Here is a 15,668-nt window from a genome sequence, read left to right as displayed (position 1 = left end):
GCCGCGGGGCGAAGGTCAGGCGCCGACGCCCTCGCGCGAGCGCAGCTCGGTGAGGATCGCCTCGACCTGGTTCTTGGCGTCGCCGAACAGCATCGCCGAGCTGTCGCGGAAGAACAGCGGGTTCTGCACGCCCGCGTAGCCCGTCGCCATCGAGCGCTTGAAGACGATGCACTGGCGCGCCTTCCACACCTCGAGCACCGGCATGCCCGCGAGCGGCGAGCCCGGGTCCTCCATCGCGGAGGGGTTCACCACGTCGTTGGCGCCGATCACGAGCACCACGTCGGTCTCGGGCAGGTCCTCGTTGATCTCGTCCATCTCGAGCACGATGTCGTACGGCACCTTCGCCTCGGCCAGCAGCACGTTCATGTGGCCGGGCAGGCGGCCCGCGACCGGGTGGACGCCGAACCGCACCTCGACGCCGTGGTGGCGCAGGTGCGCGACCAGGTCCGCGACCGGGTACTGCGCCTTCGCGACGGCCATGCCGTAGCCGGGCACGATGACCACGGACGACGCGGTCGCGAGCAGGTCGGCGACCTCGGGCGGGTGGACCTCGCGGTGCTCGCCCTGCTCGCCGGTGGACGATGCGGTGCCGCCCTCGGTGCCGAAGCCGCCGAGGATGACGCTCATGAAGGAGCGGTTCATCGCCTTGCACATGAGGTACGACAGGATCGCGCCGGACGAGCCGACGAGGGCGCCGGTGACGATGAGCAGGTCGTTGCTCAGCATGAGGCCGGCCGCGGCGGCGGCCCAGCCGGAGTACGAGTTGAGCATCGACACGACGACGGGCATGTCGCCGCCGCCGATCGCGGCGACCAGGTGGAAGCCCAGCGCGAGCGCGATGACGGTCATGATGAGCAGCGGGACGATGCTGCCGGACGCCAGGTACCAGGCCAGCAGGCCCGCGCTCGCGACCAGCGCGCCGAGGTTGAGCAGGTTGCGACCGGGCAGGGTCAGCGGGCGGGACTTCATGCGCGCGGACAGCTTGAGGTAGGCGACGATCGAGCCGGTGAGGGTGACGGCGCCGATGAGGACGCCGAGGAACACCTCGATCTGGTGGACCGCATCCGCCTCCTCCGTGAGGTGCGAGTTGAAGCCCACGAGCACGGCGGCCGCGCCGACGAAGCTGTGGAGCATCGCGATGAGCTCGGGCATCTGGGTCATCTCGACCGTGCGGGCGCGCCACGTGCCGACGGCCGCCCCGATCGCGAACACCAGCGCGATGAGCAGCGCGGTCACGAGCACGGGGCGCTCGGACTGGTCGAGCGACAGGACGACGGTCGCGGCGAGCGCGAGGCCCATCCCGACCATGCCGAGGATGTTGCCGCGGCGGGCCGTCTCCTCCTTCGCCAGGCCGGCGAGGGACAGCACGAACAGGACCGCCGCGATGAGGTAGGTCGCCTGGGCGAGCGAGGTGAGGGTCATCACGCGTCCTTCCGGAACATGCCGAGCATCCTGTAGGTCACGAGGAAGCCTCCGAAGATGTTGATGCTGGCGACGGCCGCGGCGACGAACGCGAGGGTCGACACGAGGGCGTCGGCGGAGCCGATCTGGAGGAGCGCGCCGACCAGGATGATGCCGGAGATCGCGTTCGTCTGGGCCATGAGCGGCGTGTGCAGCGAGTGCTTGACGTTGGAGATCACGTAGAAGCCGACGATCACCGCGAGCGAGAGCACGGTGAGGTGCTGGACGGTCGCCGAGTCGGCGAACGACAGCAGGACCAGCGCGGCGATCGCGCCCCCGCCGTAGAGCAGGTTGCGGCGCTTGGCCTTCGCGACGGCGTGCTCCTGGGCGAGGCGGGCCTTCTCCGCGAGCTCCTCGGGGGTGGGGCCGGTGGGCGCCGCGGGCGCGGCCGACACGGCCACCGGCGGCGGGGGCCACATGATCTCGCCGGCGCGCGCGACCGTCATGCCGCGCTGCACCGGGTCCTCGAGGTCGAGCACGAGCGTGCCGTCCTTGCCCGGGGTCAGCAGCTCCATGAGGTGGACGATGTTCGTGCCGAACAGCGTCGACGTGTGGCGCGGCATGCGGCTCGTGAGGTCGGTGTAGCCGATCACGGTCACGCCGTTGTCGGACACGACCGTCTCGCCCGGCACCGTGAGCTCGCAGTTGCCGCCGCCCGACGCCGCGAGGTCGACCACGACCGAGCCGGGGCGCATGCCCGCGACCACCTCGGCGGTGATGGTGGTGGGGGCGGTGCCGCGCACGAGCGCGGTCGTGACGATGACGTCCGCCTTGGCGGCCTCGGCGGCGTAGACGCGCATCGCGGCGTCCTGCTGCTCCTGGGTGAGGGGCTTGGCGTAGCCGTCGGCGCTCACCGCCTGCTGCGCCTCGGGGGCGTGCACGAACTGGCCGCCCATCGAGCCGATCTGCTCGGCGACCTCGGGGCGGACGTCGAAGGCCCGCACCTGCGCGCCGAGGCTCGAGGCGGCGCCGATGGCCGCGAGGCCCGCGACGCCGGCGCCGATGACGAACACCGTCGCGGGGGCGGTCTTGCCCGCCGCGGTCACCTGGCCCGTGAACATGCCGCCGTACTGCTCCGCGGCCTCGATGACGGCGCGGTAGCCGGCGACGTTCGACAGCGTGCTGAGCACGTCGATGGACTGCGCGCGCGAGATGCGGGGGACGGCGTCGAGCGCGAGCGCCGTCACGCCGCGGTCCTTGAGGTTCTCGAGCAGCTCGGGGCTGGACTGCGGCGCCACCAGCGACACGAGGGCCGCGTCGGGGGTGAGGTGCGCGATCTGCTCCGCCGAGGGGGCGTTCACGCACGTGACGACGTCCGCGCCCCACGCGGTCGCGGCGTCGACGAGGGTCGCACCGGCGGCCTCGTACTGCGCGTCGAGGAACGCGGCGTGGACGCCGGCCCCGCGCTCGACCGCCACCTCGTAGCCCAGCGTGATCAGCTGGGCGACCGAGGCGGGGCTCGCCGCGACGAGCCGCTCGCCCGGGCGGGTCTCGGTGGGGACTCCTATGCGCATCGTCCGTCCTGTCCGCCCACCCGCGGGGGAGGGCTCGTGGTTGCCTCACTCGCAGGCTAGCGGGCACGATGCGCGGATTCCTGGGACCTGTGCGGGCAAGGGTCCCGGTTCGGGTGACGATGCGGGCGGCGCCCCCGGCTGGATTCGAACCAGCGACCTGCGGATTAGAAGTCCGTTGCTCTATCCACTGAGCTACGGGGGCCGGCGGCGTGAAGCCGCGTGCACCAGGGTACCGACGCTCGCCGACACGCCTGTGCCGCCTGGTAAGTGACGCTCGGCTACCCTTGACGCATGGTACGGACCGGGTGCGTCGTCGCATGAGCATGCGACCCATCAAGACGTGGTCGTACCCTGGCAACCTTCTGGACGCCCTGGTCGACACCCGCAAGGTCGTCGCCGGCGTCCAGCTGCCCCTCCCGGTCGCCGACGTCGAGGACGCCCGCGCGACCATCCAGCGGATGCTCGACCAGCTCGACCACCACCTCATCCCGCGCGTGCGCGAGGAGGCCTCGCCCGCGATCGTCGTGGTCGCCGGCTCGACCGGCGCCGGCAAGTCGACGGTCGTGAACGCGCTGGTGGGGGAGCAGCTGACGCCGTCGGGCGTGCTGCGCCCGACCACCCGCATCCCGCACCTGTTCCACCACCCGCTCGACACCCAGGTGCTCACCGACGTCGCCAAGCGCTGCAAGGTCATCGCGACCGAGGCGGTGCCGCGCGGCCTCGCGATCGTCGACTCGCCCGACCTCGACTCGATCAGCGGCGAGAACCGCGAGATCGCCCACCTCATGATGGAGGCGGCCGACCTCTGGATCTTCGTCACCACCGCCGCGCGCTACGGCGACGCGGTGCCGTGGGAGGCGCTGCGGGGCGGCGCGGACCGCGGCGCGTCGATCGCCGTCGTGCTCAACCGCGTGACAGTCGACGTCGCCGCGCAGGTGCGTCGCGAGCTGGTGGACCGCCTCGCCACCGAGCACCTCGAGACCCTGCCGCTGTTCGTCATCCCCGAGGACCCCACACGCCAGGCGACCGTGCCGCGCGACGTCGTCGGCGGCCTGGGCCGCTGGCTCGACTCGGTGGCCTCCGCGTCGGCGACCACCATCGTCGAGCGCACCCTGCACGGCGCCGCGGAGTCGCTCAAGGAGTGGCTCGAGACCCTTGCCGAGGCGATGGACGACCAGTCCGCCGCCGCCAAGGACGTCCGCTCCGAGGTGCGCCGCGCCGCCGCGCAGGTGACGCACGAGGGCGGGGAGCGGTGGTGGGAGAGCATCCCGACCGGCGCGCTCACCGCCCGCTGGGAGCAGGCGACGTCCGACGGCGGCGCGCTGTTCAAGCTGCGCAACTCCATGTGGGTGCGCCGCGGCCACGCCCGCGAGCAGCGCGACGAGGTGCTCCACGCCATCTACCGCGACCTGCTCGGTGCGGTCGAGTCGCGCCTGGTCTTCGCCGCATCGTCCGTCGCGGAGGCGATGGAGGAGGCCCTGCGCCGCGCCGACACGGGCGTGGGCCCGTGGCTCGCCGGCCGCCGCGACCCGCGCGACGCCCGCCAGGCGCGCGAGCGGCAGGCGGCCGATGCGTCCCGCCGGTGGGTGCACCGCTGCCAGGAGATCGTGCTGCAGCTCCCCGGCGTCGAGGCCGGCATCCAGGTCATCGGCGAGCCGGGCCTCACGACCGCGCTCGCGTCCGCCGCGCTCGGCATCGACGAGGCGCGCACCGCGCTCATGATCCTCACCTCGCCCCAGGCCGTCGGCGCCGCCGTCGACGAGGCCCGCGCCGAGCTCGAGGCCGCGCGCAAGCACTGCCTCAACCGCGAGTCGCTGGAGATGATGAGGCCGATGGACATCCCGTCGCTCATGCCGGACTCCTCCTCGAAGATCCGCCTGCGGCGGGCCGAGCTGAGGGGGCTGCTGTGAGCGTCAGCTTCGAGGCCGTCTCGCCGCGCGACGAGACGAGCGTGCTGCGCGAGCGGGTCGACCGGCTGCGGTCCTCGCTCGACTGGGCGCGCGAGGCGATCCCCGCCCCCATCCGCGACGAGCTCCACGCGGCGGTCGACCGGTGCGAGGAGCGCCTGCGCCTCGGCATCGACTGGACCGTGGTCGCGCTCGCGGGCGGCACCGGCTCGGGCAAGTCCACCCTGTTCAATGCCCTCACGGCGGTCGAGTTCGCCGTGCCCGGCGTCGCGCGCCCCACCACGTCGGACGCGAGCGCCGCGGTGTGGGGCCCGGAGCGCGCGGACGCGCTGCTCGACTGGCTCGGCATCCTGCCGCAGCGTCGCCTGCGCCGCAGCGACGCCCTCGACGTGCCCGAGGAGCCCGCGCTCGGGGGGCTCGTCCTGCTCGACCTGCCCGACCACGACTCGGTCAACCCCGAGCACCGCGAGGTGGTCGACCGCATCATCCCGATGGTCGACCTGCTGCTGTGGGTGGTCGACCCGCAGAAGTACGCGGACAACGCGATCCACGAGGGCTACCTCAAGCAGGCCTCGATCACCGGGCAGCCGTCGCTCGTGGTGCTCAACCACGTCGACCGGCTCAGCACCGAGGACGCCTGGGAGGTCGCGCGCGACCTGCAGCGCCTCATCGCGAACGACGGCATGCTGTCGGTGCCCGTCGTGCCGCTGAGCGGCCGCACCGGCCAGGGCGTCGACGTGCTGCGCGCCGAGCTCGAGGGCGCCGTCCAGGCGCGCTCGGTGGCGGCCGATGCGGTGGCGGCGGACCTCGTGGCGGCCGGCCGCACGCTCGAGCGGGCGCTGGCGCGCGACGCGGACCCCGAGCTGCCCGACGTCGCCGAGCTCGTGACCTCGCTGGCCGCCGCCGCCGGCGTCGACGCGCGCGCGCTGGCCGCCGCCGCCGTGGTCAACGGCAAGGGATCGGGCGTGCCCGCGCAGGCGCCGATGCGTCCCGAGGTGGTCGACCGCGAGCGGCTCGACTGGGTCGACGCCGCCTCGGAGGGGCTGCCCGTCCAGTGGCGCGTGGTCATCGACGAGGCCGTCGCGCCCGCCGACGAGCTCACCTCCCGCATCGACGAGGCGCTCGCCGCCGTCGCGTGGCCCATGCCGCACCGCGGGTCCTTCATGCGCCGTCGCGCGGGCGCGGCGAGCGTGCGCAAGGAGATGCTCCGGCTCGGCCGCGAGGCGGTGCACGATGCGATCGAGCCGCTCGTGGTGCGCCCCACCGAGCTCATCCACCAGGCCTATCGCAACCTCGACGAGCTCACGGTGATCGCGCGCGCCTCCGCGCCCGAGCTGCCCGAGGGCGTCGAGGCGCCGGCCGGCGAGGACGCCCCGGCCCCCGCGGTCGAGGTCGACGAGCCGGCGCTGCCCGCCGACATCTGGGCGCCCGTCGAGCGCCACCACAAGTTCGAGGACTGACCCTCCTCGCGCCCCGTGCGGGCCGATGTCCCCGGCCCCCGGGGCCTGGCGTGTCCTCCACGGACTCGCGCCCGCGCCTCGCCTCGTCCCCGCGTCCGCTCGCACCCTGGGACTGCCGCACCGTGCGGCACCAGGGAGGAGAGCATGAACGAGCTGATCATCACCGCATCGGGGTGGGTGGCCACCGAGGTGCGGCTGTTCAAGGGCCAGGGCGACCTCGCCATCGCGTCGTTCCGGGTGGCATCCACCCCGCGGTACTTCGACCGCGACAAGGGCGCCTGGGTCGACGGCGTCACCGAGTGGTTCACGGTCCGTGCGTTCCGGGGCGCCGCGATCACCGTCGCCGCCTCGATCAAGAAGGGCATGCCCGTCGTGGTGACGGGCCGGCTGCGCACCAGCACGTGGGAGGCGAAGGACGGCACGCGTGTCGACCACATCATCGACGCGACCGCGCTGGGGCCCGACTGCACGCGCGGCTTCGTGACCGGCTTCTCGCGCGCGACGGGGGACGCGAGCATGACCGAGTCGGACATGAGCGCCGGCGGCGAGGCGATCGCGGCATCGCGCGCGGCGGACGGGGCAGGGATGGACGGCCCGCCCCAGCAGGACGACGAGCCGCCGAGCTTCGACGCGGAGCCCGCGGCGGACGCGGGCGAGCGCGAGCGGTCGTTCGAGGAGGAGCCCGAGCCGGTCGCGTGAGCACACGCGCCCCGGCTCCCGGGGCGGCGCGCGCGGAGGGGCGGCACCCCCACCGACCCCTCCCGCGCATCGTCCTCGCGTAGGCTATGGGACGGCATCCGGGCGCCCGCGCGCCCGCAACGGACAACCGACGGAGCAGCAGTGGCAGAGTTCATCTACACCATGCAGAAGGCGCGCAAGGCGCACGGCGACAAGGTCATCCTCGACGACGTCACCATGGCCTTCTACCCGGGCGCGAAGATCGGCGTGGTGGGACCCAACGGCGCAGGCAAGTCGACCATCCTCAAGATCATGGCCGGCATCGAGGAGCCGTCCAACGGCGAGGCCCGGCTCAGCCCCGGCTACACCGTCGGCATCCTCATGCAGGAGCCGCCGCTGAACGAGGAGAAGGACGTCATCGGCAACATCCGCGAGGGTGTGGGCGAGATCTACGGCAAGCTCGAGCGGTTCAACGCGATCTCCGAGGAGATGGCGAACCCCGACGCCGACTACGACACGCTGCTGGCGGAGATGGGCACGCTCCAGGAGGAGCTGGACCACGCCAACGCGTGGGACCTCGACGCCCAGCTCGAGCAGGCGATGGACGCGCTGCGCTGCCCCGCGCCCGACGCGGACGTCACGGTCCTCTCCGGCGGTGAGCGTCGTCGCGTCGCGCTGTGCAGGCTGCTCCTCGAGAAGCCCGACCTGCTGCTCCTCGACGAGCCCACCAACCACCTCGACGCCGAGTCGGTGCTGTGGCTCGAGCAGCACCTCGCGAAGTACCCCGGCGCCGTGCTGGCCGTCACCCACGACCGCTACTTCCTCGACCACGTCGCGGAGTGGATCTGCGAGGTCGACCGCGGCCGCCTCTACCCGTACGAGGGCAACTACTCGACCTACCTCGAGAAGAAGCAGGAGCGCCTCCAGGTCCAGGGCAAGAAGGACGCCAAGCTCGCGAAGCGCCTCAAGGAGGAGCTCGAGTGGGTGCGCTCGAACGCCAAGGGCCGCCAGACCAAGTCGAAGGCGCGCCTCGCCCGCTACGAGGAGATGGCCGCCGAGGCGGAGCGCACCAGGAAGCTCGACTTCGAGGAGATCCAGATCCCGCCGGGCCCGCGCCTCGGCTCGACGGTCATCGAGGCGAAGAACCTGCGCAAGGGCTTCGGCGACCGCGTCCTCATCGACAACCTGTCGTTCTCGCTGCCGCGCAACGGCATCGTCGGCGTCATCGGCCCCAACGGCGTCGGCAAGACCACGCTGTTCAAGACCATCGTGGGCCTCGAGCCGCTCGACGACGGCGAGCTCAAGGTCGGCGAGACCGTCCAGGTCTCGTACGTCGACCAGAGCCGCGGCGGCATCGACCCCAATAAGTCGCTGTGGGAGGTCGTGTCCGACGGACTCGACTACATCAACGTCGGCAAGGTCGAGATGCCGTCGCGCGCGTACGTGAGCGCGTTCGGCTTCAAGGGCCCGGACCAGCAGAAGGCGGCCGGCGTGCTCTCGGGCGGTGAGCGCAACCGCCTCAACCTCGCGCTCACCCTGAAGGAGGGCGGCAACGTCCTGCTGCTCGACGAGCCGACCAACGACCTCGACGTCGAGACCCTCGGCTCGCTCGAGAACGCGCTGCTCGACTTCCCCGGTTGCGCCGTGGTGGTCTCGCACGACCGCTGGTTCCTCGACCGCGTCGCGACGCACATCCTCGCGTACGAGGGCACCGAGGAGAACCCGGCCAAGTGGTTCTGGTTCGAGGGCAACTTCGAGTCCTACGAGGCCAACAAGGTCGAGCGCCTCGGCGCGGACGCGGCGCGCCCGCACCGCGTCACGTACCGCAAGCTCACGCGCGACTGACCCGACCCCCGCCATCCCCGAATGGGTGGATGGTGGTCGGTCTCGGCGGATCCCTGCGCCGGATGGGTCGATCCTTGACGCCCCTCGCCTCCTCGGAGGCGAGGGGCGTCGTCGTGTCCGCGCTAGCGTGAGGCCATGACCCGCATCCACGTCCCGATCACGCTGCGGTGGTCCGACCTCGACGCGTACGGCCACGTCAACAACGCCGAGATGCTCCGGCTGCTCGAGGAGGCGCGCATCCGCGTGTTCTGGGCGGACCGGTCGGCGGCCGAGGGCCACGAGGTGCCGCACACGGCGCTCGTCGGCGGGGGTCCCGACGCGGAGACCCTCACGCTCATCGCGGCCCAGCAGATCGAGTACCTCGCGCCCGTCCCGTACCTGCGCCGCCCGCTGGACGTGCAACTGTGGATCGGCCGGCTCGGGGGCGCGAGCCTCGAGATCTGCTACGAGGTGTGGTCGCCCGTCGGCGACGAGGACCCGGTGCTGTTCGCGCGCGCCGCGACCACGCTGGTGCTGATCGACGCCGAGACCCAGCGGCCGAGGCGGCTGCGCGACATCGAGCGCGACGCGTGGAGCCCGCACCTGGACGAGCCGGTGCGGTTCCGCCGGCGCTGAGCGACGACGCGCCAGCCCTGCGGCGCCGCGATCGCTCGAAGGCGACCAAGGCCTACCCAGCGCCCACGCACCACGGCGCCCCGCCCGGTGATCCGAGCGGGGCGCCGTCCGTCGCGCTCCCGTGGGAGCCGACGTCCTCCCGCGACCGCCGCCCGCTTCCCCGCAGGGGGCCGGGAGGGGCGAGGCGAGCCGGGGGAAGCGGGGTCAGGCCGTGAGCGAGTCCACCCACTCCTGGTGGTCGGCGACCCAGGTGGCGACCACATCGGCCTGGCCGGCCGCGTCGACGCCCTGGAGCTGGTTCTCGAGGTCGTACAGCAGGTCGGCGTCCATGGTGAAGCCGCCCATCCAGCCCGCGACCTCGGGGAAGTCGGCCGCGAATCCGGTGCGCGAGTACGTGGAGATGGTCTCCGCGTCGCCGAGCGTGCCCTCGGGGTCCTCAAGGTTCTTGAGGTCGTACGCCCCGTAGGCCCAGTGGGGCTCCCACAGGGTGACGACGATGTTCTCGCCCTTCGACGTCGCGGAGTCGAGCTCGGCGAGCATCGCCGGCGTCGACGACGTCACGAAGTCCATGCCGTCGAGGCCGTACACCGGGATCGCGCCCTCGACCGCGGCGGTCAGGCCCGCGCCGGGCTCGATGCCGACGATGGTGTTGCCGAACTCGTCGGCGTGCGCCGCGAGGTCCGCGAGGGAGTCCACGGGGGCGTCGGCGTTGACGGCGACGGTGAGCTTCGCGCTGTCGAACCACGCGCCCACCTCCTCGATGTCGTCGCCGAACTTCTCGAGGTACGACGCGTGCGTCGTGGGCAGCCACACGTCGGTGACGAGGTCGTAGTCGCCGTCGGCGAGGGCCTGGAAGGTCGGAGCCGGGTCGGCGTACTCGAGCGAGACGTCGTAGCCCTTCGACTCGAGGACGTTCTGCCACAGCAGCGACGAGGCGACCGACTCGTCCCAGCCGTTGAACACGCCGAGCGTGATGGCGCCGCCGGTCGTGGAGTCGCCGGACGCCGAGGCATCGGTGTCCGCGTCGGAGGAGGAGCAGCCGGCGAGCACGAGGCCCGCGCCGGCCGCCAGGGCGAAGGGCGCGAAGGAGCGCATCTTCATGGTGGTGGTTCCTTTCCAGGCGCGGGGAGTCTCCCCACGCCATGAGCACCGGCCGCCCATCGGTCGGGGCGGGGTGCGTGCGGCCCCCGGGGAGGCCGCCAGGTCTGTCAGGCGGGGACCTTCTCGGTCTCCGCGGCGGGGGACGATGCGCGGCTCGCCGCGGCGGACCGCAGGCGGGTGACGAGGTGCAGGCCGCGCTTCTGGCCGAACGCGCCGGTGAAGCGGTCGAGGATGATCGCGAGGATCACGACGGACAGGCCGGCCTCGAAGCCGAGCGCCGTGTCGAGGGCCGACAGCGACTTGGTGACGTCGCCGCCGAGGCCCCCCGCGCCCACCATGCCGGCGATGACGACCATCGACAGCGAGAGCATGATCACCTGGTTGACGCCGGCCATGATCGACGGCAGCGCGAGCGGCAGCTGGATCTGGCGCAGGATCCTGCCCGGGGTGGCGCCGAACGCCTGGCCGGCCTCGACCACCTCGCGGTCCACGCCGCGGATGCCCAGCTCGGTGAGGCGCACGGCCGGCGCGATGGCGAACAGGATGGTCGCGAACATCGCGGGCGCGACGCCGATGCCGAAGAACGCGATCGCGGGGATGAGGTAGACGAACGCCGGCATCGTCTGGAGGAAGTCCATGAGGGGCTTGACCGTGGCCGACACGCGCGTGTCTCGCGCGGCCCAGATGCCCAGCGGGATGCCGACGACGAGCGCGAGCCCCGCCGCCACGAGGACGAGCGCGAGCGTGCTCATCGCGTTGTCCCACTGGTCCACGCCGATGATGAAGGCGAGGCCGAGCGCGGTGCCGAGCGCGAACTTCCAGCCGCGGGCGACCAGCGCCAGCGCCGCGAGGACGACGATCACCGCGATCGCGGGCGGGGTGATCACCACCCACTCCACGGCGTCGTAGAGCGACGTCCAGACCGTGCCGAGCAGGTCGAGCAGCCACGTGAGGTTGTCGCCGATCCAGTCGATGCCCGACTCGATCCAGCTGCCGACAGGGATGCGGACGTCCATCAGAGCGCCTCCTTCGCGCCGGCGGCGCCCGTGCCGACGGCGGCCTCCAGGACCCGGTCGACCACCTCGGTGGGCAACGGGTCGGGTCGCGGCGCCGCCTGGACGGCGGCCTCGGGCTCGCCGCCGAGCGCGGCGAGCAGGGTCACGCGGGGGATGACGCCCACGAGGCGGTCGCGCGTGTCCAGCACGCCGAGGGGCAGCGCCGCCTCGAGCGAGGGGATGAACAGCTCGGCCAGCGCGGTGTCGGTCGCGACGGCGCCGTGGTCGGAGCGGATCACCGAGGCCAGGTCCTTGTCCCCGCGGCGCACCAGCTCGAACACGTCGCGGTCGCGGACCCAGCCGACGATGCTGCGGTCCTTGGTGACCACGTACGCGCCGGCGAGCTGCTCGTCGCGCATGAGGGTGAGAGCGGCGCGGGGGCCGGCGCCCACGTGGACGACGGCGCGCGGCTTGCGCATGACCGACTCCGCCGTGAGCACCTTGGTGCGGTCGACGTCCTGGACGAACTGCTCGACGTAGTCGTCGGCGGGGTTCGTGAGGATGTCCTCGGGGGCCCCGATCTGCACGATGCGGCCGTCGCGCATGACGGCGATGCGGTCGCCGAGGTACATGGCCTCGTTGAGGTCGTGGGTGATGAAGACGATGGTCTTGCCGAGCTCGGCCTGGAGCTCGAGCAGCTGGTCCTGCATCTCGCGGCGGATCAGCGGGTCGAGCGCGGAGAAGGCCTCGTCCATGAGCAGGACGTCCGTGTCGGCGGCGAGGGCGCGGGCCAGGCCCACGCGCTGCTGCATGCCGCCGGAGAGCTGGCTGGGAAGCCTCTCCTCCCATCCCGCGAGACCCACGATCCGGGTCACCTTGCGGGCCTTGGCCTCGCGCTCGGCCTTCGCGACGCCCTGGATCTCGAGCCCGTACGCGACGTTGTCGAGCACGGTGCGGTGGGGCAGCAGCGCGAAGTGCTGGAACACCATCGAGATGCGCGCGCGACGGATCTCGCGCAGGCGCTTGGCGGGGATGCCGGTGATGTGCTCGCCGCCGATCTCGACGGTGCCGGCCGTGGCGTTGTGGAGGCCGTTGAGCATGCGGATCAGCGTCGACTTGCCGGATCCGGACAGGCCCATCACCACGAAGATCTCGCCGCGGCGCACGTCGAAGGAGGCGTCGATCACGGCGGCCGTGGTGCCCGATCCGAGCCGGTCGCGCGGCGTGCCCCGGTGGAGCGCGATCACCGCCTCGTCGGCGTGGCGGCCGAAGACCTTGTACAGGCCTTCCGCGCGCAGGGCGATCGTGTCGTCGTTCATGGTCCTTCGGCTCCTGGGTTCTCTCAGGTGCGCAAGGGCCTCGGCTAGCGAGGGGACTCGCAGCCGTCGGACGGCAATCACGGGCCCGCCGGGCGACGCCGCGAGGGCGCCGCTACTAACACTCCGGCGCATCGCCCGGGGAGGGCAGCGCCAGGAGGCCTTTGGCTGGTCATTGACGTTCCCTTGACCGGTTCTTGCCGGTCGGAACGGCCCTTGGACCGTAACAACCGGGACCTGTGTCCTGTCCAGCCGAGACGGGCTTCGTTATGGAATCGAAATAATTGCGGATATGCAAAGGACGATGCGCGCGCGGCGCATCGTCCCTGGCAAGGCGGCCTTTCTAGAGCCGGATCATGCCCTCCTGGGCGGCGGACGCGACGAGGCGGCCGTCCTCCGAGAAGATCCACGTGCCCGTGAGGCCCCGTCCGCCCTGGGCGGTCGGGGAGTCCTGGACGAAGAGCAGCCACTCGTCGGCGCGCGCCGGCCGGTGCCACCACATCGCGTGGTCGAGGCTCGCGAAGGAGATGTCCGGCGTGACCCACGAGGCGCCGTGGCGGCGCAGCAGCGGCTCGAGCATCACCTGGTCGGAGCCGAACGCGAGCAGCGCGCGGTGGAGCAGGTCCGAGCCCTCGATCGGCCGGCGCAGGCGCATCCACGCCGTCTGGTACTGCTTCGGGCGCTTGTCGGGCCCGAGGAACAGCGACCCCTCCACGTGGCGCACGTCGAACGGCGCCTCGGTGAGCCAGAAGTCGGCGGCCGGGACGCCCCGGAACGGCGCGAGGATCTCGACGCCCGAGCGGACGCTGTCGGGGCCGGGCACCTCGGGCATGCGCACCGCGTGCTCGGGCCCCTCCTGCTCGACCTGGAACGACGCGATCATCGACAGGATCGGGCGCCCTTCCTGGAGCGCGTGCGTGCGTCGCGCGGAGAACGAGCGGCCGTCGCGCAGCACCTCGACCTCGAACTGGATGGGCTTCGACGCGTCGCCGGCGCGCAGGAAGTAGCCGTGCAGCGAGTGCGCGAAACGGTCGTCCTCGACGGTGGCGCCCGCGGCGAGCAGCGCCTGCGCGAGCACCTGGCCGCCGAACACGCGGCCGCCGGGCATCGGCATCGAGTCGCCCTCGAAGCTCGTGTCGCCGTCGCGGCGCAGCGTGAGCGCCGCCAGGCCTGCGGTGACGGCGGGATCCGCCCAGGCATCCTCGGTCACGGACATCAGGCCTCCTCGGTGGCGTCGAACGTGTTGACCATCGAGTGCGCGGCGCGCTCGAGGTAGTCCATGAGGGTCACCGCGTGCAGCGGGGCCAGGTTGCGCCGGGCGACGGCCTCGCGCATGTGCGCGATCCACCGGTCGCGCGCGTCGGGGTTGACGCGGAACGGCTGATGCCGCATCCGCAGGCGCGGGTGGCCGCGGCGCTCGGAGTACGTCGTGGGGCCGCCCCAGTACTGCTCGAGGAACATCGTGAGGCGCTCGACGGCGCCCTCCATGTCGTCGTGGGGGTACATGGGCCACAGCACCGGGTCGTCGGCGACGCCCGCGTAGAAGTCGCGCACGATCGCCTCGAAGGTCGCGTGGCCGCCGACCGCGTCGTAGAGGCTCTGGCCCTGGTCCTGCGCGGGCCCGGCGCCCACGCTCATGCCGGGAGTGGTCACTCGTCGTCCTCGTCGTTCTCGGGGGGAAGGGGGCGCCCGTCGCTGTCGGCGGGCAGGTCGTCGTCGGTGGGGCGCGCGACGTCGCGCATCGCGCGGGCGGGCGGGCGGCTGTCGACCACCATGGCCTCGCCTGGGACGGCGAGCTCGATGCCGCGCTCGGCGAAGATGCGGCGCATCTCGCGGCGCAGCACGCGCTGCACGTCCCACTGCGTGGAGGGGTTGGTCTGCACCAGCAGGCGCAGCATCACGGCGTTGTACTCGAGCGACTCGATGCCGGCCACCTCGGCGTCGCCGAGGATCGCGGCCGCGACCTTCTTCGAGTCCGTGCGGGCGGCCGCGACGGAGTCGAGCATCGCCTGGCGCGCGGCCTCGATGTCGGTGTCGTACGCGAAGCGCACCTCGACGAGCGCGCGCGACCACAGGCGCGTCATGTTGCCCACGCGGGTGATCTCGCCGTTGGGGACGTACCAGACGGTGCCGTCGAGCGAGCGCAGCCGCGTGCACCGCAGCCCGATCTCCTCGACGGTGCCGGTCGCCTCGCCGAGGTTGACCACATCGCCGACGCCGTACTGGTCCTCGAGCAGCATGAACACGCCGCTGAGGACGTCCTTGACCAGCGACTGCGCGCCGAAGCCGAGCGCCACGCCCGCGATGCCGGCCGACGCGAGCATCGGTCCCACGGGGATGCCGATCACGGACAGCACCGTGGTCACGCCGACCGCGATCAGGACGATGGCGAGCGTCGAGTTGAGCACGCGTTGGATGGTGTGGGCGCGCTGCCGGCGGCGCTCCGCCTCGAGCCGCAGCTCCATGGTCGGGGGCTCGGCGACGGGGATCTTCGCCTTGCGCAGCGCGCGACGCGCGCGCCCGTCGAGCGGGGTGCCGCGCTCGATCCCCAGCGTGATGCCGCGGATCAGGGCGCGGCCCACGAACCACGCGATCACCAGGAGCAGGATGGCGATCCCGAGCCCGATGAGCTGGCCGTTGCGTCCCGACGTGAGCTGCGACCACGTGTCGTTGAGGTCCTTCGCGGTGCCCTCGAGCGAGGGGGTCGGTGCGGGGGTGGCGGCGAACCGGAGCATTGCACCAGGGTAAAGGGCGCGCGGCGTCCCTCCTATACCAC

At 72.4% G+C, this 15,668-nt stretch carries 13 protein-coding genes and 1 tRNA gene; 5 read left to right on the top strand and 9 right to left on the bottom strand.

The features are described from left to right. Positions 1–15 precede the first annotated feature (15 nt). From pntB to AOM04_RS01395, 3 genes are all read right to left on the bottom strand, one after another. Positions 16–1,422 (bottom strand): Re/Si-specific NAD(P)(+) transhydrogenase subunit beta, encoded by a 1,407-nt coding sequence (gene pntB, locus AOM04_RS01405; protein ID WP_062461188.1) that lies wholly within the window; start codon positions 1,420–1,422, stop codon positions 16–18. Beyond that, positions 1,422–2,975, bottom strand: a complete 1,554-nt coding sequence (locus tag AOM04_RS01400; RefSeq protein ID WP_062461185.1) for a Re/Si-specific NAD(P)(+) transhydrogenase subunit alpha — start codon at positions 2,973–2,975, stop codon at positions 1,422–1,424. Before AOM04_RS01400 ends, pntB begins: the two co-directional genes overlap by 1 nt. A gap of 129 nt (positions 2,976–3,104) precedes the next feature. After that, positions 3,105–3,177: transfer RNA gene (locus tag AOM04_RS01395), tRNA-Arg, on the bottom strand. 115 nt (positions 3,178–3,292) lie between these two features. On the opposite strand from AOM04_RS01395, the gene AOM04_RS01390 reads away from it, so the two are divergent. The 5 genes from AOM04_RS01390 to AOM04_RS01370 all read left to right on the top strand — a co-directional run bounded on the left by AOM04_RS01390 (position 3,293) and on the right by AOM04_RS01370 (position 9,480). Beyond that, a complete protein-coding gene (locus tag AOM04_RS01390) occupies positions 3,293–4,885 on the top strand; it encodes a dynamin family protein (RefSeq protein ID WP_062461181.1) in 1,593 nt (530 codons plus the stop codon). Beyond that, the gene (locus AOM04_RS14740; RefSeq protein WP_062461178.1) at positions 4,882–6,342 is read left to right on the top strand and encodes a GTPase; all 1,461 of its coding nucleotides are present in this window, start codon (positions 4,882–4,884) and stop codon (positions 6,340–6,342) included. Before AOM04_RS01390 ends, AOM04_RS14740 begins: the two co-directional genes overlap by 4 nt. Positions 6,343–6,486: 144 nt before the next feature. Beyond that, positions 6,487–7,041, top strand: a complete 555-nt coding sequence (locus AOM04_RS01380; protein WP_062461175.1) for a single-stranded DNA-binding protein — start codon at positions 6,487–6,489, stop codon at positions 7,039–7,041. 141 nt (positions 7,042–7,182) lie between these two features. Further along, on the top strand, positions 7,183–8,865 hold the full coding sequence (ettA, locus tag AOM04_RS01375) for an energy-dependent translational throttle protein EttA (RefSeq protein ID WP_062461171.1): 1,683 nt from the start codon (positions 7,183–7,185) through the stop codon (positions 8,863–8,865). 135 nt (positions 8,866–9,000) lie between these two features. Further along, positions 9,001–9,480, top strand: coding sequence for an acyl-CoA thioesterase (locus AOM04_RS01370; protein ID WP_062461168.1), 480 nt, complete (start codon positions 9,001–9,003; stop codon positions 9,478–9,480). Positions 9,481–9,684: 204 nt separating this feature from the next. On the opposite strand, the gene AOM04_RS01365 is transcribed toward AOM04_RS01370, so the two are convergent. From AOM04_RS01365 to AOM04_RS01340, 6 genes are all read right to left on the bottom strand, one after another. Further along, on the bottom strand, positions 9,685–10,581 hold the full coding sequence (locus AOM04_RS01365; protein WP_082104265.1) for a glycine betaine ABC transporter substrate-binding protein: 897 nt from the start codon (positions 10,579–10,581) through the stop codon (positions 9,685–9,687). A 107-nt stretch (positions 10,582–10,688) separates the two neighbouring features. Next, positions 10,689–11,597, bottom strand: coding sequence for an ABC transporter permease (locus tag AOM04_RS01360; protein ID WP_062461162.1), 909 nt, complete (start codon positions 11,595–11,597; stop codon positions 10,689–10,691). Then, positions 11,597–12,895, bottom strand: a complete 1,299-nt coding sequence (locus AOM04_RS01355; RefSeq protein WP_062461159.1) for a quaternary amine ABC transporter ATP-binding protein — start codon at positions 12,893–12,895, stop codon at positions 11,597–11,599. Before AOM04_RS01355 ends, AOM04_RS01360 begins: the two co-directional genes overlap by 1 nt. A 340-nt stretch (positions 12,896–13,235) precedes the next feature. Further along, positions 13,236–14,108, bottom strand: a complete 873-nt coding sequence (locus AOM04_RS01350) for an acyl-CoA thioesterase (protein WP_062461156.1) — start codon at positions 14,106–14,108, stop codon at positions 13,236–13,238. Beyond that, positions 14,108–14,530 (bottom strand): globin, encoded by a 423-nt coding sequence (locus tag AOM04_RS01345; protein ID WP_062462287.1) that lies wholly within the window; start codon positions 14,528–14,530, stop codon positions 14,108–14,110. Before AOM04_RS01345 ends, AOM04_RS01350 begins: the two co-directional genes overlap by 1 nt. Before the next feature lie 11 nt (positions 14,531–14,541). Continuing rightward, complete coding sequence (locus AOM04_RS01340; protein WP_062461153.1) at positions 14,542–15,627, bottom strand: mechanosensitive ion channel family protein; 1,086 nt, start codon at positions 15,625–15,627, stop codon at positions 14,542–14,544. Positions 15,628–15,668 lie beyond the last annotated feature (41 nt).

The organism is Demequina soli, assembly GCF_000971195.1.
GTDB classification, from domain to species: Bacteria; Actinomycetota; Actinomycetes; order Actinomycetales; family Demequinaceae; genus Demequina; species Demequina soli.
The sequence above is the reverse complement of the archived record's forward strand: the minus strand, read 5'-3'. Positions and strand labels throughout refer to the sequence as shown.